This window comes from Psychrobacter sp. Ps2 (assembly GCF_022129405.1).
Lineage (GTDB): Bacteria > Pseudomonadota > Gammaproteobacteria > Pseudomonadales > Moraxellaceae > Psychrobacter.
In genome coordinates this window covers 1-24,937 of sequence record NZ_JADQAM010000061.1, presented here as the reverse complement: position 1 = coordinate 24,937, position 24,937 = coordinate 1, and the positions used below count along the sequence as shown (strand labels likewise).

The following is a 24,937-nucleotide window of genomic DNA, read 5'->3' as shown; positions in this document are numbered from 1 at the left end:
ACTATAGGCTTACTCACTGGTATTCATACATAATAGATGGGTCTTAGCTTTTGCAGATAGTATTCAAAAAAAGCATTTACAGACACCATCTAAGGATAAACCATGCAGACTACTCAATTGACCGCGTCAGATCTATCGCCGTTAACGCCAGCTTACGACAGTATTTTGGCATTAGCACCTTATCAAACCGGTAAGCCAATTGAGGAGCTGACACGTGAGTATGGTGTCTCAGACGTGGTCAAGCTGGCTAGTAATGAGAATCCAATGGGATGCTCCCCACGAGTGACGCTAGCAGTGACTGAGCAGTTAGGGCAGTTGTCGCGCTATCCTGATGGCAATGGTTACTATCTAAAGCAAGCGCTGGCTGATTTTAACGATGTCAATGCCAATCAAATTACCTTAGGTAATGGCTCTGATGATTTGCTCGATATTTTAGCACGCAGCTTTGTGGGTGCTGATGATGCCATCGTTTATAGCCAGTATGCTTTTGTGGTATATCCTATGCTAGCGAAGATGCAAGGTGCCACGGGAATTGAAGTACCTGCTCAACGCTTCGGCCATAATCTAAAAGCCATGAGCCAAGCGGTTCAAGACAATCCGAATACCAAAATCGTCTTTATTGCCAATCCGAACAATCCAACGGGTACGCAGCTAGAGCAAAAAGAGCTGTATCAGTTCGTTGCCAGTGTACCAAGCTCAGTCTTGGTGGTACTAGATGAAGCTTATATCGAGTATAGTCCTGAGAGTAACAACCGCGCCTTATTGGATGAATTCGATAATGTCATTATTGTGCGCACTTTTTCCAAAGCTTACGGGCTGGCAGGTTTACGCGTCGGTTATGCTCTAAGCTCGGTGGCAGTGGCGGATTTACTAAACCGAATTCGTCAGCCATTTAATGTCAGCCGTGTTGGTTTGGCTGCTGCTGCTGCTGCGCTTGCCGATCAAGACTTCATCGAAAAAACTCGTCTGATAAATGATGAGCAAATGCGTTGGTTAGAAAAGCAGTTTGACGCGCTAGGATTGGGTTTTGTGAAGTCGCATGCCAATTTTATTATGGTCGAAGTGCAGGTTGAGATGGAAGATATAACTGCTGCTTCTATCCATCAGGCACTACTTGAACAAGGCGTTATTGTCCGTCCGTTGGATGCTTATGGATTGCCTAACTGGCTGCGTATCACAGTAGGTGTGGCTGAAGACAATCTGCGTTTGATTGATACTTTGCGTTCTATTTTGACTGAAGACTAAGTGCATCCATTAATATTTTGTAATTTAAAAACTGTTCTTAATTAGCCATTAAAATTTATAACACTAAGACTGGCCCTATCTATGTCTTAGTGTGTCCAACGAGAAAAGCCGTGAGTAGTCAGAAAAATAATAAACTTCAATCGTCTCTAAATACTACGCCACCTATATTTAAACAAGTTTGTGTGATTGGACTTGGGCTGATTGGTGCCAGTTTTGCGCAAGCTATTAAAGATAATGACTTGAGCGAGCGTTTAGTAGCAGTCGATAGACATGCGCCAAGTATCACAGAAGCCATCGAGCATGGTCTGCTAGATGCAGGTAGTGCAAACTTACAGGACGTCATCGCTGGCAGTGATTTAATCATTATTGCAGTACCAGTACAGGCAGTCCAAGCAGTGTTTGTTGATATCAAGCAAGCGATGGATAACGGACAGCTTGCCAGTGACTGCATCATGACGGATGTCTGTAGTACTAAGGTCAATATCATTGATGCCGCTAAAGCAGTGTTCGGCTCGCTGCCGATAGGATTAGTGCCAGCGCATCCAATTGCTGGGGCTGAAAATTCAGGGTATCATGCGCGCCGCGCCAGTTTATTTGTCAATCATAGCGTCATTATTTGCGAGCTACCGACAACCAGTGCAACTGCTATTGCAAAGTTGCGACTATTATGGGAATCAGTAGGCGCAACTGTCATGTCAATGGACGCTGAGCATCATGATGCTATCTTGGCGCACACCAGTCATTTACCGCACCTGCTGGCATTTAATTTGGTTGAACAGCTGGCAAGTCATGATGATAATTTAGATATGTTTCGCTATGCTGCAGGTGGCTTCCGCGACTTTAGCCGAATTGCTGCCAGTGACCCTAAAATGTGGCATGATATATTTTTTGCCAATCAAAGCGCGATTGTGAGCGCCCTTGATGAGTATGGTGTTTATTTACAGACCATGCGCCAACTTATTATTGATAAAGATTCAACCGCCCTGATGGGACTTTTGGGCCGCGCGCAAGCCGCACGGCGACATTTCGGCCATATGTTAGCCAGCACCCCTTATACGGATACTTCTGCTATGTCAGCTTCTTATAATATTACCCCTAGCAATACTGTTTCTGGCACCATCGCGATTCCTGGTGACAAATCTATCTCGCATCGCAGCATCATGCTTGGTAGTCTAGCCACTGGCGTCACCAACGTCACTGGGTTTTTGGAAGGGGAAGATGCGCTGGCTACCTTGCAGGCGTTTCGTGATATGGGCGTGAGCATTGAAGGCCCTGACAATGGCAACTTGACCATCCATGGTGTCGGTATGAATGGTTTAAAACCTAGCAAAACGCCACTGTATATGGGTAACTCTGGTACCAGTATGCGCCTGCTGTCTGGTATCTTGGCAGCGCAATCGTTTGATAGCGTGTTGACAGGTGATACTAGCTTGAATAAACGCCCGATGGAGCGCGTGGCGGCACCGCTACGGTCTATGGGAGCTGTGATTCAGAGTACTGGTCATAGTGGTACGGCGCCGCTGAGTATCACTGGTCGTGACACGGTTGGCAAGCCATTACAAGGCACTGAATATGATATGCCAGTTGCTTCAGCTCAGGTAAAGTCTTGCTTGCTACTAGCAGGTCTATGGGCAGAGGGTACGACAACAGTCACACAGCCTGAGATCAGCCGTGACCATACTGAGCGTATGCTATCGGCCTTTGGTTATCCGGTAACCGTAGAAGGCAATCGCATCAGTGTCATCGGTGGCGGCACACTAACAGGCGGCGATATCGCGGTTCCTGCCGATATCTCATCTGCAGCGTTTTTTATGGTGGCAGCGGCCATCAGTCAAAACAGCGAGTTGACCTTGACCCAAGTAGGTATCAACCCTACGCGTACTGGCGTCATTAATATTCTAAAATTAATGAATGCAGATATTAGCCTAAGCAATGAGACACACGTGGGCGGCGAGCCAGTTGCTGATATTACGATTCGCAGCTCAAACCTAGTCGGTATTGAGATACCAGAGCATCTCGTACCACTGGCGATTGATGAGTTCCCTGTGCTGTTTATTGCGGCTAGCTGTGCACAAGGTCGGACGGTATTGACTGGTGCCAAAGAGCTGCGTGTCAAAGAATCGGACCGTATCGCTGTGATGGCAGAAGGTTTACAGACGCTTGGCATCGATTGTACTGTCACTGATGATGGGCTGATTATTGAAGGTAAAGGCGTGGCTACTGACAACGGCGACATAAATAATAGCCAACCTGTCTTTGGTAGCGGTCATATTGTCTCGCATCATGATCACCGTATTGCAATGAGCTTCTCTGTTGCCAGTCTGCGTGCATCCCAGCAAATTACCATTGAAGGGGTTGAAACGGTTAATACCAGCTTCCCAGGATTTGCTGAACTTGCCAACCAAATTGGTATGTCTATCCAAGTGGATACTGGTGCTGAGTAAGTCGCTAAGCTACCGTTAACTCTTAAAGATTTAATCTAACATCGTTAGCAATGTACTCATGTCACTATTGGCATGAGTACATTGCTTTTTACCTTATAATCTCACTGTAGTAACCCTGCGCTTTCACGATTCAATTGACAATAATAATTAGAATTAGGTGAGAGTGCGCTTTGCTCTAAAAAGTTGTCCTATATTATGACTACCCAAAATGTCATCAAAAAACCCGTTGCCCCGATAACCACAACCAGACGCGGCATTATTACTGCGCTTATCGCGTTCTTTATTTGGGGTGGATTTCCGTTATACTTCAAACAGCTATCTGATTATGATGCAACGGAGATCATTGGTCACCGTATCGTTTGGACGTTTTGTTGCCTATTGATTGTATTAGTGGCTACCAAACGCTGGGGGTGGATAGAAACACTCAAGCAAAACCCAAGATGGATTGCACTATCTCTATTGTCCAGTGTGATTATCGCAACCAACTGGCTGACTTATGTATGGGCGGTCAATCAAGACCGTATCCTTGAGGCCAGTTTGGGCTATTTTATTGGGCCATTGGTTGGCGTTGCACTATCCATGATTTTATTCAAAGAGCGTTTGCGTCCTTTGCAATGGGTAGCCATTGGCTTTGCATTACTGTCTGTGGTCATTCAAGTGGTGATGCTTGGTAGTCTGCCGTGGATATCGTTGATTTTGGCATTTAGCTTTAGTACTTACGGGACTATTCAACGACAAACGCCATTGACTGCTGTCGATGCTATGTTTGTCGAGACCGCAATGCTAGTACCGTTATGTCTGTGGTGGTTTTGGCAATCTGATGTAGCAAGTCATCAACTGAGCTTTTGGTTTAGCTCAAATATTTGGCTGCTTATGATCGCAGGTCCGATTACGCTAATACCACTTTTATTATTCAATAAATCTACCAAGCTCGTGGCATACAGTATTCTGAGCTTTATGAATTATCTAACGCCGACCTTTATTTTCTTTTTGGCGGTGTTCTATTATAAAGAACCATTCGATTTACATCGTTTAGCAGTATTTGGTTTGATTTGGTTAGGTCTGCTATTATTCAGCATCGACCTGTGGCGCCATCGTCCAAGTAAAGTGTTAAAAGCGGCGCGCCTACGTGAAGAAGCGCTAAAATCGGCTAAGTAAATATTAAAAACACGAAAAAAATTAGCAAACAAGGATGAAAGGATGTTTCATACTCAGTCTGATGTTGTATTTATAAAAGGTCTAAAAATTGAAGCGGTAATTGGCGTTTTTGACTGGGAGCGTGCTATCACTCAGCCATTACTCATTGATATCGCGCTTGAGACTGACGTTAGCCGTGCTGCTGTGTCAGATGATGTCAGCGATGCCCTGAGTTATAAAGAAGTCTGCGATGATGTGAGCGAGTGGTGCAAAGCGATTAAGGCACAGTTGCTTGAACACCTAGCCGGGCAAATCGCTGATAAGCTGCTGGAAAAATATGCGAGTCATAAAGTGACGTTAAGCATTGCCAAGCCGACTGCTATCACTCAAGCCGACGCGGTCGGGGTGCAAATAACACGCTATGCACCAGCATCAGCTAACGAGCCGGCTACTAAAGACGCTAATGACAGCCAAACCGATGACGCATAAAACGTCGATAGATTTAGAAACGCTAACACAGGGCGAGCCTGAGACTCTGCAGACACAGCCTGTGGTAGAGGTAGTGTTAGCGCTGGGTAGCAACTATCAAGCTGACAAATATCTTCCGCTTGCTCGAAAGCGTTTAGCAGCGTTAGGCAAAGTAGATCTGTCCACAGCGTTTCAAAATCCTGACTTTACCGCGAGTTTAGACCAGCCAAAACCTGACTATACCAATCAATGTGTCCATCTAGTACTGACAACGCCAATGAGCCTGCAGCGACTACAGCAAACCTTCAAATCTCTTGAAGGGGACTGTAATAGATGCCGAAAAACTGAACCGAATCAAGTGCGGCGGGTGACAATGGATATTGATATTCTGATGATTAAATTGGCTAACGTAGAAAATAGCCTAAGCAGAAAATTAGCATCCAAACCAATGCCTGATTGGATAGTAATGGCCGATCGTTATCCGTTTAAAGCGCATGAAAATGCAGGGATTCAAGAATTGATTTCAACCAAGCTCTAATTTGGCTAGTAAATGGCCGTATCTTAATCACCATTATATCTTTTTATCTGAAACCATCGCTGTTCAGTATTCACTCTGCCTCAACCCATCAGTTTCCTAGACAAAAATCTAATAAAAACTATGCGATTATCTAAGCAATTGTTAGTATAAGTGACGATGTAATCCTCAAGATACTACTACCTATGCAAAAACCAATGAACCTTTCGAAGAAAAAAATAATCAAGAGTTTATTAGTAATAATAACCTACACTTTATCAGCCTGCGATAGCAGTCCTATCGAACAAGTAAAATCACTCACCGCAGACAAATATCCTGTGGTAAATATGCCAGATGAGCCGTTAGAAACCCCACTTGAGATTAACATTGAACCTAAGCGCCTTGCGATGACCAGCTCATGGAGTGCAGGGGTAAAAGACGATGGTACGCTTTGGACATGGGGTACAGATGGTCTACTGCGCGAGACTAAGACAGGACAAGACCCAACGCCTAGGCAAGTCGAGGGCGTGAATGATGCGGTAGCCGTATCAGGTGCGGGTCATATGCTACTACTGAAAGATGATGGCACAGTATGGGGTTGGGGTAGTAACTATCATGGAGAGATAGACCCTAGTGATGGTGACATCTTTATTGAAGAATTGAGACAGATTAAAGGGATTGAGAATGTTGTAGATATCGCTGCTGGTGAAATGGACTCCATATTCTTAACTAATAACGGTGAAGTCTATGTATTAGGCAGTAATGAAGGTGGTTGGGTTAATGAAATCCCAAAGCAACTTATTATCCCAACTAAAGTTCCTAATCTTTCAGATATAATCCGTATTGAATTTAGAAATGGAGTTCTATTAGCGTTAGATAAAAAAGGCGAGTTGTACTCTACAGGAAAATCAGAACGTGCGTTAGGACGTCTTCTCTATCAATCACAAGAACCTGAAATAGAATATCATCCTGCTGCTAAAGTCGCATTACCTAAAAAAACTATCGATTTCTCAGTAACCTCTACAAGCGCAATGGCAGTTCTTGAAGATGGAAGCGTATGGAACTGGGGAAGCAACAGCTCTGATAACCTAGCCTTATCAGATTCTGAAGATATTAAAATGCCAGAAAAAAATCCATATTTACATAAGGTTGTAAATATTGGAATACATGCTGCTGTAACTTCTCAAGGTGACTTATATACTTGGAGTAAATACGGGTTTGGGAAGAATAAAAACTCTATTTCAGCGTATACATATAATAAACCTTTTTTAATAATGCAAAATATTGATCCAGACCAAATAGTTTATGGGTACTTATCATATGCTGTGGTCACAAATGATGGCAATGTCTGGTTTTGGAATTGGAATGAAAATGGGCAACGCGGCACGGGTGAAATTGTAGAAAGCATGGAAAAAGATTATGTATTAACCCCCGAAAAATCACTATTTACGTTAAATTAAACTTCTTAATTATCAGGAAACTTACTATGTCACAGTCCATCAAAGATATCTTTTATTATGCGCTACTAACTCGTGCTGCTTACTCTGAGATGGAAAGCAACGATTTGCTAAGTCAGAATTTGCTAGAAAATTAAGAAGGTTAACCTACCATGTATGCGGACATGGTAGATTCTATCCAATCCTGCTTTAATTTCATTGTTTCTTCACTAAAATCTATATAAGCATTTGTTATCAGTCTATACGGCAATAGTACTGCCTACATTTAACGACTGTCTTAGCGATTTTTCTCATTATCTACGTCATTGATATCAGCACGACCAATCACATCTAAATCCTCTAGACACAGCTTATCGTATTTTTTCTTGCAGAAGCTAGGGTCGATATCGCACATTGCTGACTGCAATTGATCTAGGCGATTCTCTGATTGCTGAATGTGCTCAAGCATTTTAGCAAATGCTTCTGCGACAGGGTCTTGCGAATAGGGATCGATACCATAAGCGCGGAAGGTATTGGTACGTTTCGCGGTAGGGGTGGTATCAGCTGTTTGATCTTCGCTGCTGTCACCTGCTTTCGCAATTTTCTCTTGCTGCTTGGCATCTTGTACCTTAGTCGTAAGCGGGTTGCCTTTTTCATCATGATAATCTGAGATCATACGAGCCGCACTACCGACCATCGTTGCACCTGCTGGTACCGGTTTGACCACCACTGCATTCGAGCCGATTTTAGCGTTTTTACCGACTGTAAATGGTCCCAAAACTTTTGCACCAGCACCGACCGTTACACCGTCTTCTAGCGTTGGGTGACGCTTGCCATTATTCCAAGACACACCGCCCAAAGTAACACCATGGTATAGCGTCACGTCGTTACCAATCTCAGCAGTCTCACCGATGACGACGCCAACACCATGATCGATAAAAAAGCGTCTACCAATCTTGGCAGCAGGGTGAATCTCGATACCCGTCATGATGCGCGAGCCGTAAGAGATCACGCGAGCGGCTAGTTTCTGTTCATTGTTCCAAAGGCAGTGTGCACCGCGATGCAAAACAAGCGCATGTATGCCCGGATAAGTTAGGATCACTTCCAGACTATTACGCGCCGCAGGATCTCGGGTGAATACTGCATCAATATCTTCTTTCAAATCGTTCTTGATGGTAACAAGTGATTTGAACAATTTGGATGGCAATGACATAAAGCGTCCTATCTATTCGTCGGTAGAGTGTCGTTGCGAAAACAGCGATGCCTCTAATCTGTGGTCATAAAGTTCGGATAATCAGGAATATATATTTTCGCTAAGCTTCTGCAAGTTATACCAGCTTTATACGGCAAAATATAGTAAAAAGCTGTCAAATAAAGGCAAGCTCATAAACTATGGCTTGTTTTAGTCTTTTGATAGTTTTGCAATCAAAGCGCTTAATAGCTGATATTCTTTTTGATCAAGCTGTAGGCGTGACCCAAGTCTAGACAAGCGTGATGGCAATGACTTTAGATGTTCGCTATTTGCCAGACCACGCTGCACCATAAGGTCAGTGGTGCGCTGAGTGAGCTGTTGCAGCTGCTGCTGATTAATAGCAGGCTCATCCCATTGCTGACGCAAATTCACATTGATTGTCGATTGGGCGTCTGTTCTTGTATCCGAATCTAAACTATCAGCTGTCTGAGTGTGCGTTTGAGCATAAGCAAAGATAAAGCTGGCGATGACTTGCACCGCTGATGCGACATTTAGCACAGGGTAAGCAGGATTGGCGTCAATTTGAATATGATAATCGGCATAAGCCAATTCTTCATTGGTCAATCCACGGTCTTCACGTCCAAACAATATAGCAATATTTGGTTTGTTAGAAGTAGCAACAGATGAGGTATCAGCATTACTATCGTCTACACTTAGAGCTGCCTGTGCATCGATAAAGTCGAACATAATCTTAGCGGCTTGCGTAGGTGTCACGACGGGGCGCGGCATATGACGGCTACGACTGCTAGCGGCAAACACCAACTGACAGCCAGAGATAGCAGACTCTAAAGTAGGTGCAATCAAAGCTGACGATAGTAACTCATTGCCACCCGCTGCATGAGACACACTGGTTTCGTCAATCGGTAATTTGGGATCGACCACCGTTAAGCGAGATAAGCCCATGGTATGCATCGCGCGGGCAGCCGAACCAATATTGGCAGGCAAAGTTGTATTGACCATGACTACTTGTAGGCAATCAAGGTAGTCGTTCACTGTGCGTGATGATACGGCTAATGAATCGTCGTTACTCATTATTGTCCCAGTCTCTGATTGATTTCTTGTTCAGCACGGTGTAATGCAATGGCAATCTCTTCGATCAGGACGGCTTGCTCATTGATACGGCGCTCACGGCAGTATTCTTGTAACTGGCTGCTAAGACGGACTAATTGAGTCGTACCTAAGTTGGCGCTGGCACCTTTTAAAGCATGAGCAGTTTCAAAACCATTGGCGTTATCGTCTTTTTGATGGGCAATTCGCAGCGCTGCAACTCTTTGCTTGCTATCAGCAAAATATACTTGTATCAAATCAACAAAGTCTTCTTCGAGCAGGTCACGCATGTCCTCGAACTGTTCATGATTGATAATTTCTTCATCAGTTTGTCCGAGCATATTATTATTTGTAGTGTCATCCATGGTGGTTGTCCAATTTATAAAAGTTAAAGCAATAAGATTACTATAATGAATTTTTAAAACGTAATGTACGTCTTAGCTGTAATGGAAATGTAAGTTCTCTTCACTGACCAAAGTCTTTAATGTCTGCAAGTTATCGTCATTTGGGTAAACGCGCCAGTGCTCAGAAAGTCCAACATTTGCGATGCCATAGACTTCATAAATGCTTAGTCCAAGTGGCAGACAATTATCATTGATAGAAGTGTCAGTATTACTTAGGGCATTATTGGCATAACTGGCTGACATACCGTTCTGATTGGCCGCATCATGGTTCATGTCGCTCTCTAATGCCAGTAAATCATTACCGTTTTCATCATACAAACTGCCACCCATTGCAGGGTCGTAGGTACTATTACTGCTACTACCTTGCTCGTCTTGATCTTGGTTATAAGCCAGACGCGGCTCGGGAATAATGTCAGCTTGGGCTGATTTGAGTAATGGCTGTAGACGTGTGAGCAAATTAATATCACTACCGTGAACTTTGATACTGATTTTTTTGAGCCAACGTAGTCTGGCATCTACCATGCTCATGGCACTATCAAGACGTGCAAACAAACGTCCATCACGCTCACGGATGCTGCCTTTGATGATGACGACTTCATCGATTTTCAACTGTTCTTTGACACGGTTAAAACGCTCAGCATAACAGCTGACCTCGAGTCTCGATGTACCGTCATCTAAAGTAATCACGTTGCGATTACCAAAGTTGGCAATATCTATAATAAGCCCCGAGAAATAGCAGCTGCCGTTATAGCCTGTATCGGTCAACTTGTCGAGACGCGCACCAGAGGTATAGCGTTTCAACTCATCCAAATACTCATTGATTGGATGTCCCGTTAAGTACAGTCCCAAGGTGTTCTTTTCCGCTTTTAGGCGGTGCTTGTCACCCCAGATGAGTTCTGGCGTCATCACTAACGGCGGGGCTGCAACCACACCATCCATTTCACCAAACAAATCCATCATACCGATTTCGCGGTTTTGACGATCTTGCTCAGCGGCTTGTACCGCGCTTGGCAATTGACTCATTAGCGCACCGCGAATCTCGTAAGCTTCGTCGGCTGGCAAGTCAGGTCGTAGCGTGGCGGCAAAGTCATCAAAACAGCCAGCGCTGACCAATGCTTCAAGTGTGCGCTTATTGACTTTTTTGATGTCGACACGGCGGCAGAAGTCATATAAGTCTTTAAAAGGACCTTCGCGGCGGCGTGCATCTACGATAGACTCTACCGCGCCTTCACCCACGCCTTTAATTGCACCAAGACCATAGATGATATTGGTCGGAGTATCGGCAACGAAATGCCATTCACTGCGATTGACTGAAGGATTGACTACGGTTAGCCCAAAGTTTTCACGGCAGTCATTGATAAAGAACACGACGTTGTCGGTGTTGTTCATATCTGAAGTTAAGACCGCTGCCATAAATTCAGCAGGGTAGTATTGCTTTAGGTAGGCCGTTTGATAAGCTAATACCCCATAAGCCGCAGAATGCGAGCGGTTAAAACCGTAACCTGCGAACTTTTCCATCAAGTCAAATACACCGCCTGACGTGACCTCATCGATACCTTGTGAGGTGGCACCAGTGACAAAAATATCGCGCTGCTTGGCCATCTCTTCAGGTTTCTTTTTACCCATCGCACGGCGTAGCATATCCGCACCGCCCAGACTATAACCTGCCATCACCTGCGAGATTTGCATCACCTGTTCTTGATAGACAATAACGCCATTGGTGTTTTCTAAAATCGGCTCAAGATTGGGATGATCATAAATGACTTCTTCGCGACCATGCTTACGGTCGATATACATCTCTACCATGCCTGCATCGAGTGGGCCGGGACGATACAGCGCACACATAGCGATGACATCTTCGATATTGGTCGGTTGCAGTTTGGCCAGATATTTTTTCATGCCCATACTTTCTAGCTGAAAGACCGCCGTGGTTTTGGCATCTTGCAGCAGCTTATAGGCTTTGCTGTCATCTAACGGCAAATCTTCCAAAACTAAGGCAGGTACGTTTTCTTTTGCACGGCGCAAGTTGATGTTTTCAACTGCCGCATTGATAACGGTTAGGTTACGTAAACCCAAAAAGTCAAACTTCACCAAACCAACAGCTTCTACATCGTCTTTATCAAACTGGCTGACACGGTGACCTTCGTCATCACAGTAAATGGCACTAAAGTCAGTGATCTTGTGCGGAGCAATCAATACACCGCCGGCATGTTTACCGACGTTTCGGCAGACGCCTTCAAGCTTAATCGCCATCTCCCAAATCTCGATGGCATCTTCATAATCCATATTGTCAGGATTAGAGATCAAGTCTTTGAGCTGTGGCTCTTGTTCAAGCGCTTGACTCAGTGTGATGCCAGGCGTTTTTGGAATCAGCTTGGATATTTTATTGGCCAAAAAGTACGATTTGCTTTGTACGCGTGCCACATCACGCACAACAGCTTTTGCGGCCATAGTACCAAAGGTAATAATCTGCGATACGGCATCACGACCATAGGTTTGCGCGACATAATCAATGACGCGGTCACGACCTTCGATACAAAAGTCGATATCGAAATCGGGCATCGATACACGCTCAGGGTTCAAGAAGCGCTCGAATAGTAGATCGTAATGAATCGGGTCAAGGTCGGTAATGTTTAGTGCATAGGCGACCAACGAACCTGCACCAGAACCACGTCCAGGGCCTACTGGTACGCCATTGGCTTTTGCCCAGCGGATAAAGTCCATGACGATTAGGAAGTAACCCGGGAAGCCCATGGATAGAATAATATCTAACTCATATGCAAGGCGCTCATCGTATCTCTGACGGAAGTCGTTCCAATTATCCGTACGTGCTTCGACAGGAAACAGCTTATCTAAGCGCTGCTCAAGACCGCGTTGTGACTCGGCACGGAAAAACGATTCAATCGTCTCGCCTTCAGGCACAGGAAAATCAGGTAGGACGTTAATACCAAGCGTTAAGGTGACATTGCAGCGTGTAGCGAGGCGCAAGGTATTGTCAATGACCTGCGGAATATCAGCAAATAATTGCTCCATCTGAGCTTGTGTTTTTAGATACTGCTCATCCGAGTAAGTCTGCGGGCGGTTTGGATCAGCAAGGACATAAGAGCCTGCAATACACACGCGGGCTTCATGAGCATCAAAATCATCTTGCTCTAAGAAACGCACGTCATTATGCGCAATGATAGGGATGTTGTGTTTGGCACCTGAATGGATGGCTGCTCTAATAAAAGCATCTTCGCCCGAACGATTGGTACGCTTGATCGCAAAGTACAAACGATCGTCAAATTTTGCCTGCCATTCAGTAAGTAGTTCATCGGCCTTTTCTGGCATCGAGCCGACCAATGCTTGACCCACGTCTGACTTTTCGGTGAGCAGTACAATCACACCTGCTGCATGCTCTAGTATATGACTGCGCTTAATAACCGGCGTACCATGATTGATAGGATCAGCACGACCTTCGGTAAACCCAAGCGATACGATACGGGTAATGTTTTGATACCCTTCGTTATTCATTGCAAGTAAAGTAAGGCGTGTGTCTTCATTGTCCATGATGACTTCACTACCAATAATAGGCTTGATACCCGCACCTAAGCAGGCACGATAAAATTTCACCGTGGCATATAAATTGGACAAATCAGTCAATGCCAACGCGCGCTGATTGTCAGCCGCAGCAGCTTTTACCAGCGGTTTGATACGCACGATAGAATCGGTGATGGAATATTCGCTGTGAATGCCAAGATGTACAAATGCCATAGAAGACTCTTACTGGTACGATCAAAGAAATAAGCTACCGTTAAAATAATTGATTATTATCAATCAATTATACTGATATCTAGAGGCCGACAAGACCTCGATAGCCATATTGATACGTTTTAAATGGGGTCGTCAATAATAGCATTATTTGCCGCAGACAGCCACAGGTTCAAAGGGTTTAATCTGAGTGAGAGGATTTGTTTTTCTTACTTATTAATATGAAATTTTGCTGCGTTTTCTCTCAATAGTTGTTAGCATAAACATTTGTTTTTAAATAATTGTAATGCTATGCCGATTTCACTATATTATTCACGCAATCAAAAAAGACGATAATACTATGAGTAATATTACTAAGCTGCCTGCATTTGGCGACATGTTAAATGCTGGAATACAAACTATAAAAAATTTAAGTACGCGAAATACTATTGGGCGCACTGTATTTTACAGAGAGTTTGAGAAATTAGCGCAAATCGTAAATGATCATAAAGACATCAACTATATGAGTAATTACGATATACGCCATGAATGTCATGATGGTTCGCCTTGCTACGACGAAATTATTGATTTGATCTTAGTATGCTTATCTGCAATGGGCTTGGTTAAGGAAGATAAATTTAGTTTGATTCCTAATCTAAATCAGAACTTTGCCAATTTTATTACTTTCGATGAGAAAGTAACGCCTAAAAATATCATACGTTTAGACCCTTTCGGTAAAGTTTATTTTTGGCTGGCGGGTAATAATTTTAATCAATATATTGGTGAAGGAATACCAAATGGTGATTATATTGCTAACTTTAAACGCTTCGATAGCAAATCTTTTGCTGATTTGCAAAAAGTTAATATTGCTGCTTATGGCAAAAATGGTGACGCACTTATTAGTCATTTGATTGACGAAACTAAACGTCGAACCTCTATATTTATGAATAATTATGCAGATGCTGCTGTTGGTAATGATTTTGTCAAAGTGACGCCTGATATGATCATGGCTCAGCTTGAAAGCTTATCACCTTTGCAGTTTGAGTGGTTTTGTTTGAAATTAATTGAGAGATCCTTAGAGATAGAAAGTCCTGAAAGTAATCTAACCTCTCGTCATACAGGGCGGTCTAACGATAATGGTATTGATGGACTAATTATTCAGGACTTTCCAGATGGTGAGGTGCACAATTATTATATACAGGCCAAGCTCTATAGTAATGGCAATAATATATCTAATGGCGACTTGAGAAATTTCATAGGTGCATATCCTCCACAAAAAACCAATCATCATGGCATCTTTATTACTACCACTAGCTTTACTAAGCCTGCTCAAGACTATGCTAATTCGACTGATTCGCACAGTCTTATTCTCATTGATCAGATGAACTTGATCGAGTTAATGATGCAACATAAAGTCGGTTTAAAAGAGGTGAATGCCAGACCAAAATTATTATTGGACAATGACTTTTTTGAAAGAATCAAGCTATATTAAAGCAGGTCAGTATTTACTTATTTATACAAGAAAAGCTCTATGAGTTATAGCAACACATAGAGCTTTTTATAATGACTAGAGGCATATATTCATAACTTAGTAACCAACCACCGCTGCATCGACAATACGTGGGTCTGAAGATCCGTAAACACCGTTTGGTGTGAGCATGATCGATTGTGTAGATCCCATTGCAGATTTTGGACTGACCGTATGACCCATTGATTCGAGCTTTTTCACTGTGTCGATATTCAGTGCTTTTTCGACTCGAATTTCATCAGGTAACCATTGATCGTGGATACGCGGCGCATGTGTTGCCTCAGCGATATTCATATCATGGTCGATGACGTTGGAAATAATCTGGGTGACAGTCGTGATGATACGGCTACCACCTGGGCTACCAGTAACGATGTAAGGTTTACTGTCTTTGAATACAAGCGTTGGACTCATAGAGGACAGTGGACGCTTATTGGCTTCCACCGCATTGGCGTCGCCACCAAGTAATCCGTAGCCGTTTGGTACGCCAGGTTTGGCAGAGAAATCATCCATTTCATTATTAAGCAGAATGCCCGTGCCATCCGCAACGAGACCAGTACCATAAGAGAAGTTTAACGTATAAGTATTGGCTATCGCATTGCCATCTTTATCAACGATAGAGAAATGCGTGGTCTGATCACTTTCGTACGGCACAGGATTGTTTGCTTTGATAGTGGCTGCTGGCGTGGCTTTATTGGGGTCAATCAATGTACGCAGTTTGTCCGCATAGGCTTGTGACGTTAAGCCGCTGGCAGGTACATCGATAAAGTCGGCATCTCCCAGATACTCAGCTCGATCTGCATACGCCAACTGCATCGCTTCAGCCATTAGATGAATAGTCTGTGCGCTGTTTTGTCCGTAGTCTTTGAGCGGATAGCCTTCTAAGATATTCAAAATCTGCACGATATGAATACCGCCAGAGGAAGGCGGTGGCATAGAGACAATCTCATAGCCACGGTAGTCGCCTTTGACAGGTTCTCGAGCAATGGCTTTATAATTGGCCAAATCTTGCAGGCTCATGCTACCGCCTGCTTCGTTGACTGCTTTGACCAGTTTTTGAGCGGTTTCACCCTTATAAAACCCATCGGTACCCTGTATCGCAATCCGCTTTAGCGAACGCGCAAGCTCAGGCTGCTTTAAACGTTCGCCCGGCTGATAAGCGCTGCCATCAGGCTTAAAAAACACTTTTTTGGTACTTGGCCATTTTTGCAAGCGATCACTCAACGCCGTGAGTGACTCGGACAAGCCAGCGGTGACTTCTATGCCGTCTTCAGCCAGTGCTATCGCTGGTGCCATGACTTGCTCGCGGCTCATCGTACCATGCTCTTCTAGCGCTTTTAGTAGTCCTGCTACTGTCCCTGGCACGCCAACGGCCAAGCCATGATAGCGAGATAAGTCGCTGACAGCATTGCCTGCTTCATCGAGGTACATATCGCGCGAGGCGCTACTCGGTGCTTTCTCACGGTAATCAAGCGCCACCGTTTTGCCTTGCTTGGCATCATAAATCATCATAAAACCGCCACCACCGATATTACCTGCACGCGGCAAGGTTACTGCTAGGGCAAAACCTACTGCAACGCCAGCATCTACCGCATTACCGCCGTCCTTTAGAATCTGTAAACCGATATCAGAGGCAAGCGCTTCTTGGGTAGCGACCATGCCGTTTTTTGCCCAAACGGGATGATGAATGGCGTCTTCAGAATAGATGGCTTGGTCACTATTAGTATTGTTAGCATTGTTCGATGTGGTGCTAAGGGTATTTGTCTTCGCTCGCGTGATGCGCTTGGTTTCAGAGAGTACCATTGGACTATCAGCCATGATGGCCAAGTTTATAGCACTGGTATTGATTGATGTGTTGTTGACCGTGGCGTTACTTGTTGAGGTCGTTGGCTCTACAGCCTGTGCGGATATAGATAGCAGTAGCGTACTGGTAATGAGCACGACGCTAGATTTGAGTAAGGTATTAATTTTTGGTTTACGCTGCTGAGCGGTTCGATGGTGGCGAGATAATAACTGTGACATCGCAAAGTCCTTTTTACGCGAGTGGAGAGAATAGAGCTAGGAAATAGATAAGCCTAAATAGTAACGAAAATATGAAATAGTAGAAAGTTGTTTATTATCTTTTGTGGTGTACGCTTTTATAGCGTTTAGCTGTATTTCAAATAAACGAAGCTAATTTTCAAGTAGATGAAGCTAATGATAAGACAGCTGTTATGCAGAGAAAATTATTTATGAATGAAGAAATTCTTTAAAAATATTCGCTAATATTACTAAATTGTAACGTCTTGTGATATAAATAACGGTACCAATGCACACTCATTATCGACTGTCTATTCATACAAAGAGATTACTATGTCATCACACCATATTAATAACCGCAATCGACAGCGCTACTCTGAGACTGCGCCTGCTTGTTTATCTAACACTGATCATAAAAACTATAATGGTAAAAATAATAACGGTCATCTATATCCAGCCGGTAAATTCACTTCTATCGCCTTGATGGTTGGTAGTGCTTCACTTGTACTCGCAGGTTGCCAATCAACTCCAGCCAGCTCATCTTCCAATCTGTCGTCGAATAGCAGCGTCTCTAGTACCATGATGGACTTTAGTGTCGCAGATGCCGCGCAGAGCCAACGTCAGGGTCAAGCTTTTACTGCCAGTCAAAACGCTCAGGCCGCGCGTTATGAGCAGCTGTTTGATCAAGAGAAGTATCCAAATACCGAAAACCAAGCCAAATCACACTTGCTTGCAGCCATTCGTCAACACTTGGCGACCGAGCATGTCGCAGTCGCTACAGCCAACTATCGCTCAGCACCATTCATTGACCCAGATAGTATCGATGTAGGATCGAGTAGTTTGCTCAGAACGATTATAGAAACCTATGCGTATCAGCCTGAGAGTGCATATAGCGAAAGTGATGATGAGCCATACAATGATGACTATAACGATTATGATGACGCAAAAGATTCGATAGAGTCCGACTATCCTAGTGACTATGATAAGTCTAAAGCAGAAGCTGAAGCAGAGAGAAGAGCGATTGCTGCTATATTGGCTGAAGCGGGGGAGAATGAGCCGACGAGCAATGACGCTAGCAGCGATAACGAGTATGCTTACGATACAGCAGATGACTATAGTAGCGATAATTATAGTAGTGACGACTATGATAATTATGATGAATACAGTAGCGGTACTGAAGGTATGCTCTCAGGAATGTCAGGGTTAAGTCCCAAATCAATGGCTGCAAAGTATGAAGCCATGCAAATGGAAAAACAGCAAGCTAAGACAGAGACGGTAAATCGTGGCAGCCTACCAATGTCATCTACAGGCATGATTGGCAATATACTTGATATGTTCCACCGCACTCCTGAGCAAATAGCTGCATCCAATGCTTATCAGTATGAGCATTTAACATTCAATAGTGTCAGTCAATACCGTCCCAAGCAGCGCCAATTACAAAGCGTCTATAGCTACGACTACGCCACACCAACGATTAGCTCATCGATACAGATACCGTTAGCATTTGATTTTAATAACAGCAGTGTCGTAGTTGATCCATCGGCCATTATGCCGATTGTTGCACTTGTCAACCCTGAAAATACGCCATTACCAGCACAGATGACCTCGCACACGGTGAGCTTTGGTTTGCCTGAAAGTATCACGGCGCAGTTGCCACCAGCGGTGCTCTATGATGCGGTGCTCAACGCAATACAGAACAGCATGGCTGAGCTCGCGCCTGAGCATTTTAGCGCAGTCGATATCAGTGGTGACACGTTTGCCAAAGAAGTTGGTGCGACTCGCGCAGTAAAAGTCTATTTTGGTAGCCAGCAAAGCGGTGAAGTAATTGGCAAGATGCTCAAATATGTGACGAAATCACTGCAAGAATACGTAGATGCCAATCCAGAAAAATATCCTGATGGTGCTGCACTGAAGACAGCACTGGCTAAAGTACAATTGTACAATAAAGGCTATCAAAGCGCGGATGTCGGTTCGCTATTGCAGCTTATCGAAGCTATCGGTCCTATCTCGTTTAATCAAATCAACTACTATTACTTAGACAGCTCAGATCGACTGCTGGCCAAGCAGCAACGTGTCAATATCGGTAGTGATTTTATGGGGTCGACCACAACCATGCTAAACCAAGTACGTTACGATAAAGCCAGCTTTAACCATAATGCCTTGACACCGCTACTTGCTGAGTCTTTTGGTTCAGATGCTACGCCTCCTATCGATGGCAATGCATGGATAGCTACGCAGCGCGAGAAAAAAGACAGATTACAAACGGCTCGCTATGCACGTTACGACTATCAAGATAGCGGTGTCGAAGGTGCTTATAGCAGTGATGAGTATGGCAGCGATGAATATGGTAACGATAATGGCAATGGCGCAGACGCTGTCGATGAGAGCCGAGTTGACGATGCTCAAGATGATATGAATGAAAAATAGAAATCAAATGACCTCATCTTATTGCATTTACGCTCATATCTATTAAGGATAAAAAATGAAAACAGTACATCACACCATTGCACAACGTCTGCCATTTAAGACTAAAAATAATCTGCTAATAACCAGCGCATTTTTGACAGGGGTGCTGTTGTTAACAGGTTGCCAGTCTACCAGTTTGGGCCAGTCCAACACGGCGGCTGTAAAACAAGCACCTAGCATTGCCAAAAAAACACTAGAGACAGCCCTGAAAAAACAGCGACGTCAGTCCTTTAGCTATCATAGCAATCTTGAGATTGGCAATAACCAACAATTTACAGATGCTGATGCCGATGCCGATGCTGGTACTGGTACTAGTACTAGTACGGAGAAAATGGCGGCATCAGACTATGTAGATGAACACTGCGAAGAGGCACATGACCAAGCGTACGCCGCTCTAATCCTGCAAGCCGAACAGCAAAACAAAGATATCTCGGCTGTAGATTACGATACTAAGCGTGACAGCATAAGGCAGTCGTATTTTGAGTGCGTAGCTGCCTATCATGCATGGGATGACCATCAATACGATAGCGATGTAAAAGTAGCACCAGATTATCAAGCGCTATTTGATAACTATGAGGATAAACAAAGACCGTTAGATAGGAAGAAAGCACAGTTATTAGATGAGTACCTACTAAAGCCTCTCTCTATCGACTCTCAAGGGGTCTATCAACCGATGGCAGGCAAGGCTACGATGCTCGCTAGTGCGCAATATCAAGCACGTAATCATCACAGCAGTATCAACCAGCCTATTTATATGGATTTTAAAAACGGTGATATTTACCTATGGGCAGATAATTTTGCGATTCTAAACTCAGAATTGTTAGATGATAAACTCGGTACAAAATGGCAAAACAAGTGGTTAAAAATAGCCATTGATGATGGTACGTTACCTAAAGGATTTGGTGGTGAAGTAATCAAAAGCCACTTTGCGGCGTTAGATGCGACTTATGACGCGGCTCCTGTCAGCCAGTTTAATTATGTTGCTCCTAACTCACTTGCTTCACTGTCTCCAAAGCTGCCCGCGCACCAGTTATCGGCTATGCTACCAAGCGATCAAATCATTCGCCGAGTACAACGCTTTGGGGACTATCAAGCGTCGCAACAGAAATATATGCAGATTTTCTACGATCGGATCAGTGAAAAATACCCAGAGCTGGTACAAGAACCCGAACCGATGACAGCGTTTGAGTCGATTCAAAATCCAAAGGCATTCACCAGTAAGTCTGTTGTACAAAAAATACTGGCTATGATAAAAGATCAAATGAATGAGGAAGCAACGACAGGTGAGACTGTTGTCAATACAGAAGTACAGGAACTGTACGGGTTTGATAAACGCGGTCAACTCAAATGGGAGCACTTACGTCGTCAGTTAGATAACACTAGCGAAGCGAATAACAACAAAGGCATGAGGATAGATGTGTTGCAGCAGTATTCTGCTATCAGCACCAAGGACTTGGCGTTTCCTAACCTACCAAGTAATGTGCAGTCGCCGAACGATAGCAATAGCATTGATTTACGAAAGTATGCTCCAGAGCTGCTGCAATACTACCAAGATGGTAATGGCACGGCAGTAGGTAAAATGGTATTTAACATGTTGCCGATGGTCAGAGAGCGTTTTGGTTCGGTTGAGTAACTGATTAGAGTATTAATAAGTAAATAGAAAGCATTACTAGTTTTTGAACAGGATAATTTTGCATTAAAAAAAGCGCACCTATTAACGGCGCGCTTTTTTAGTTTATACGTATACAGCTGGGTAAAATAACACTTTTCCGGAGTGGTTTATTACATACCTTGCTGTGCACGATCACCACGTTGCTCACGATGGTCTGGACCACGACGGCCTTCGTCGTCACCTTTTCTATCTTCTTTCATTTGTGCAAGTTTTGCACGTTGCTCAGCAGTCAACACTTGAGCGATGGCGTGTTGTGTTTGTACACGTTCGATAAAGCGTTGCTTTTCTTTTGCCGCACGTTGATCAGCCAGACGGTTCAAAGCAGCAGTATTCAAAGTGCTGGCATTGGTCAGTGCTTGTATTTGCTGATCCATTTGCGCGCGTTCTGCTTGATGTTCTGCACGGTCAGCAGTGCGATCGCCACGTTTGTTTTGCATGATGGCTTTGATTTGCGCTTGCTGTGTCGCTGTTAGATCCAATTTTGACATTGGGCCTCTCATCTCACCTTTTTTCATGCCATCTTTGTGGTTCTTGTGCATTTGTGCAGTTGGCGTTGTATCAGTAGTCGCGTTAACACTAGTGCAAGCCGTTACTGTAAATATGCTAGACGCTGCTAATACTGAGCCTAATAGTAATTTTTTCATCATAATATCCTTGATTACATTGAGTTTGGTTTAATAAACACTAAATTTTTATCTCGCAAGTACCATCTGTTGAACGTTATCGCTCGTTATGGTCAGCCATCTTAGAAATGCAATACTTGCTGTTGATAGGAGTATATTACGACAGTTAAAGGTTACGAACATTTATGAAGTATTAAGAAAGGTAACGTTTCTGGTGAATTGGCAAGTACTTGCCTGATAATATGGTTAACTACCGTCTACCGACAATAAAAATGCCACGGCGGCAATTTCGCTAACCATATCAAAATGACACTTGTACGCGGACTTATTGCGCCATGATTACTATAGATTGAGTAAATAGAGATAAATAAAAATTAAAGGAGAGAAGCATGCCAAACATCCTGATAGGCGATGACGACGAAGAGTTGACTCAGTTATTGCAAGAGTACTTGGACAATCACGGCATTCGCTGTGACTGCGTGCATGATGGTGCAGCAGTCATACAAAGACTCAAGGCAGTAGCACACGAAGATACGGTCTATGATTTACTCGTACTCGATATTATGATGCCAAAATTAGATGGATTAAGTGTGCTGCGTCAATTACCAAATATTATTGATATTCCTGTCATTATGTTAACGGCGAAAGGGGAGGAGATTGATCGTATTATTGGTCTAGAGCTTGGGGCCGATGACTATATCACCAAACCTTGTAACCCTCGAGAGCTGCTAGCGCGTATCAATGCAGTGATTAAACGTACCAATACGACCGCATCAGAGCATACTCCGTTGCCAGAGAGTCGTTTGCATCTCGATCAAAACCAACGCGCCTGTCAGATAGATGGGGTAACGCTACAAGTCACTGGTACAGAGTTTGATCTACTTGTTGCCTTACTCAAACAAAAAGGGGAAGTGGTGAGTAAAGCATGGCTGTCAGAAAATATCTTGCAGCGTGAGTTGCAGCCGTTTGACCGTAGCCTTGATGTGCATGTATCTCGCTTACGCAAAAAACTTCAACCTTTCCACGATGAGCCAATAAAAGCGGTGCGTGGCAAAGGTTATCAACTGGTGTTGTAATGACGGACATATCGATGAAAGCTTCTGAGCAGACCCTCAAAAAAGCACCTAAGTTTAAGGTGCGCATTACCTTGTTTTGGCGTATGTTTCTGAGCTTATTACTAACGATTCTAATCACCTCTGTATTGTCTATCGTGGTAGAGCGCTGGCTGGCTGAAAAAGAGCTGACCTCTCGTATGGACGTAAAAATCGATAGTCTATTGATAAAGCGTGAAGAGATGGTCGCGGCGCTACGGGCTGGTGATGTAGACTCTGTCAGGCAGATGTATCGTCAAGACCGCCAGCTGATGAATCAAATCAGAGTCTATGATGAGCAGGGCGCTATTATATTCCCGCGTTACCGTGACCAAGACGATCGTGCGCAAGGACAGTTGCAAAGTGGTCGGCGGCTAATGGATCGTGCGATACAACCGTTGCAGCAAATACCACCTAGGCCACCTAGAGTAGAGAATAACGTTTATGGTCTAGAAGGTCGCAATGCTGACAATAGACTTCGTGAACACGACAATGAAATACCGAAAATTGAGCCGTCTTTTTGGCAAAAGTTCCTAAGACCAAGAACAGCAAGTAGTGCAGCAGTAGCTGATATCGATACTCGTCCTGAACTGGCTGATATGTCTGTTGAATTACCTGATGGTCAGTCAATTATCATACAGTTGCGTCCGCACTTGCGTTTTTCAGACGTGGTAGAGCTACAGCACGGTAATTTTCCAATACGTTTGCTATTGATCGTTATCTTTAGTGTATTGGTCTGCATATGGCTCAGTCGTACGCTAACCCAGCGAATTGGCCGTGTACAAAATACCGTACACCGTATGATTGATGGTAATTATCAAGCCAACCCAGAACTGTCTAAGATGGGTGATGATGAGTTGGGGCTACTTGCCAAAGACGTTGCCCATCTCTCGACCAGACTGGTTGACAGTGAGCTGGCACGTAAGCAAATGCTCAGTGATATCTCACATGAGCTGCGTTCGCCACTTGCTCGTCTGGATGTAGCGACTGAGCTGACTCGAGATTTTGCGCCCAATGCTAACCGTTATCTAGACCGTATCGATAAAGAATCCACACGAATGAATGAGCTAATTGAGCAAATCATTCATATTCAATCCCTGCAAATGCAGCAATATACCGTCGATAATTTGGAGAGTGAGGCAGTCGATATATCCGACACTATTAGTAATATCGGAGAGGATGTCTGCTTTGAATTTCAACATAAAGACGTGCATTGGCAATGGCAACCGCCTGTAGCCTCAGCGCTAGATGATTTGGCAGGATTTTGGACAGTCCAAGGTAATGCCGAACAGTTGTATAGTGCACTTGAAAATGTTATTCGCAATGCCTTTATGCACACGGCAGCGGGTTCGACAGTGATTGCGGAAATCAAAGCAATACAAATGGACAATAAGGCACCAGCTGTTCAAATTAATATAACAGACGAAGGTGGCGGTGTCGCAGACAAAGACTTAGAACGTATTTTCCATCCCTTTGTACGGCTCGATACTGCTCGGCATCGTGATACTGGCGGCTATGGTCTTGGATTGGCCATTGTTCATGCTGTAGTCATGGCGCATAAAGGATATATCAATGCTCATAACCGGCAAGATGGTGTTCAAGGGTTAGTGGTTCAAATAGTGCTACCTAGCAGATAAAAAGATAAATAATGCAGAAATAATTTATGTAACCAATATGCGCTTATCATGTATTTTTAATGTGAACCGCCCCGGGATTGTCGGAGACTCAATTTTCTGAGAGAATATGACAATGAAAACACGAAATTATACCCCTGAAATGAAAGAGAGCGCCGTCCGTATGCTGATTGCAGCTAAAGACGATTACCCATCCACCTGGTCAGCCATCAAAGCCATAGCGCCAAAGAT

General features: G+C 43.9%; 17 protein-coding genes. 11 read left to right on the top strand and 6 right to left on the bottom strand.

Annotated elements, in window-relative coordinates; all coding sequences use genetic code 11:
- The first annotated feature begins 102 nt into the window (after window positions 1-102).
- The 6 genes from hisC to I3254_RS11790 all read left to right on the top strand — a co-directional run bounded on the left by hisC (window position 103) and on the right by I3254_RS11790 (window position 7,268).
- Window positions 103-1,245: a histidinol-phosphate transaminase gene (gene hisC / locus I3254_RS11815; protein ID WP_179797212.1), complete on the top strand. Its 1,143-nt coding sequence runs from the start codon at window positions 103-105 to the stop codon at window positions 1,243-1,245.
- A gap of 110 nt (window positions 1,246-1,355) precedes the next feature.
- Window positions 1,356-3,689 carry a bifunctional prephenate dehydrogenase/3-phosphoshikimate 1-carboxyvinyltransferase gene (locus I3254_RS11810; protein ID WP_238053000.1) on the top strand — a complete coding sequence of 778 codons (2,334 nt, stop codon included), beginning with the start codon at window positions 1,356-1,358 and terminating at the stop codon, window positions 3,687-3,689.
- Between the two features lie 195 nt (window positions 3,690-3,884).
- Window positions 3,885-4,847, top strand: a complete 963-nt coding sequence (rarD, locus tag I3254_RS11805; RefSeq protein ID WP_238052999.1) for an EamA family transporter RarD — start codon at window positions 3,885-3,887, stop codon at window positions 4,845-4,847.
- A 42-nt stretch (window positions 4,848-4,889) separates the two neighbouring features.
- The gene (gene folB / locus I3254_RS11800; RefSeq protein ID WP_238052998.1) at window positions 4,890-5,315 is read left to right on the top strand and encodes a dihydroneopterin aldolase; all 426 of its coding nucleotides are present in this window, start codon (window positions 4,890-4,892) and stop codon (window positions 5,313-5,315) included.
- Window positions 5,290-5,832, top strand: a complete 543-nt coding sequence (locus I3254_RS11795) for a 2-amino-4-hydroxy-6-hydroxymethyldihydropteridine diphosphokinase (RefSeq protein ID WP_238052997.1) — start codon at window positions 5,290-5,292, stop codon at window positions 5,830-5,832. The genes folB and I3254_RS11795 overlap by 26 nt, the downstream gene beginning before the upstream one ends.
- A 182-nt stretch (window positions 5,833-6,014) precedes the next feature.
- Window positions 6,015-7,268, top strand: a complete 1,254-nt coding sequence (locus I3254_RS11790; RefSeq protein WP_238052996.1) for a hypothetical protein — start codon at window positions 6,015-6,017, stop codon at window positions 7,266-7,268.
- Window positions 7,269-7,542: 274 nt separating this feature from the next.
- Here the strand turns inward: I3254_RS11790 and cysE are convergent, their stop codons facing one another.
- The 4 genes from cysE to dnaE all read right to left on the bottom strand — a co-directional run bounded on the left by cysE (window position 7,543) and on the right by dnaE (window position 13,700).
- On the bottom strand, window positions 7,543-8,457 hold the full coding sequence (gene cysE, locus I3254_RS11785) for a serine O-acetyltransferase (protein ID WP_238052995.1): 915 nt from the start codon (window positions 8,455-8,457) through the stop codon (window positions 7,543-7,545).
- Between the two features lie 189 nt (window positions 8,458-8,646).
- Window positions 8,647-9,528: an RNA methyltransferase gene (locus I3254_RS11780; protein ID WP_238052994.1), complete on the bottom strand. Its 882-nt coding sequence runs from the start codon at window positions 9,526-9,528 to the stop codon at window positions 8,647-8,649.
- The gene (locus tag I3254_RS11775) at window positions 9,528-9,908 is read right to left on the bottom strand and encodes an Hpt domain-containing protein (RefSeq protein ID WP_057759831.1); all 381 of its coding nucleotides are present in this window, start codon (window positions 9,906-9,908) and stop codon (window positions 9,528-9,530) included. The genes I3254_RS11780 and I3254_RS11775 overlap by 1 nt, the downstream gene beginning before the upstream one ends.
- A gap of 72 nt (window positions 9,909-9,980) precedes the next feature.
- Window positions 9,981-13,700: a DNA polymerase III subunit alpha gene (dnaE, locus tag I3254_RS11770; RefSeq protein ID WP_238052993.1), complete on the bottom strand. Its 3,720-nt coding sequence runs from the start codon at window positions 13,698-13,700 to the stop codon at window positions 9,981-9,983.
- A 337-nt stretch (window positions 13,701-14,037) separates the two neighbouring features.
- On the opposite strand from dnaE, the gene I3254_RS11765 reads away from it, so the two are divergent.
- On the top strand, window positions 14,038-15,168 hold the full coding sequence (locus tag I3254_RS11765) for a restriction endonuclease (RefSeq protein WP_201579632.1): 1,131 nt from the start codon (window positions 14,038-14,040) through the stop codon (window positions 15,166-15,168).
- A gap of 96 nt (window positions 15,169-15,264) precedes the next feature.
- Here the strand turns inward: I3254_RS11765 and ggt are convergent, their stop codons facing one another.
- Window positions 15,265-17,223, bottom strand: coding sequence for a gamma-glutamyltransferase (gene ggt / locus I3254_RS11760; RefSeq protein ID WP_238052992.1), 1,959 nt, complete (start codon window positions 17,221-17,223; stop codon window positions 15,265-15,267).
- A gap of 330 nt (window positions 17,224-17,553) precedes the next feature.
- On the opposite strand from ggt, the gene I3254_RS11755 reads away from it, so the two are divergent.
- Window positions 17,554-19,647 carry a hypothetical protein gene (locus I3254_RS11755; protein WP_238052991.1) on the top strand — a complete coding sequence of 698 codons (2,094 nt, stop codon included), beginning with the start codon at window positions 17,554-17,556 and terminating at the stop codon, window positions 19,645-19,647.
- A 55-nt stretch (window positions 19,648-19,702) separates the two neighbouring features.
- Window positions 19,703-21,319, top strand: coding sequence for a hypothetical protein (locus I3254_RS11750; RefSeq protein WP_238052990.1), 1,617 nt, complete (start codon window positions 19,703-19,705; stop codon window positions 21,317-21,319).
- Between the two features lie 149 nt (window positions 21,320-21,468).
- Here the strand turns inward: I3254_RS11750 and I3254_RS11745 are convergent, their stop codons facing one another.
- Window positions 21,469-22,002, bottom strand: coding sequence for a Spy/CpxP family protein refolding chaperone (locus tag I3254_RS11745; RefSeq protein ID WP_238052989.1), 534 nt, complete (start codon window positions 22,000-22,002; stop codon window positions 21,469-21,471).
- Between the two features lie 368 nt (window positions 22,003-22,370).
- Between I3254_RS11745 and I3254_RS11740 the strand changes: the two genes are divergently transcribed.
- Together I3254_RS11740 and I3254_RS11735 are read left to right on the top strand one after the other, a co-directional pair.
- Entirely contained in the window at window positions 22,371-23,057 is a 687-nt protein-coding gene (locus tag I3254_RS11740; RefSeq protein ID WP_102090591.1) for a response regulator transcription factor, read from the top strand.
- Between the two features lie 14 nt (window positions 23,058-23,071).
- Window positions 23,072-24,709, top strand: a complete 1,638-nt coding sequence (locus I3254_RS11735; protein WP_238052988.1) for an ATP-binding protein — start codon at window positions 23,072-23,074, stop codon at window positions 24,707-24,709.
- Window positions 24,710-24,937: the final 228 nt, after the last annotated feature.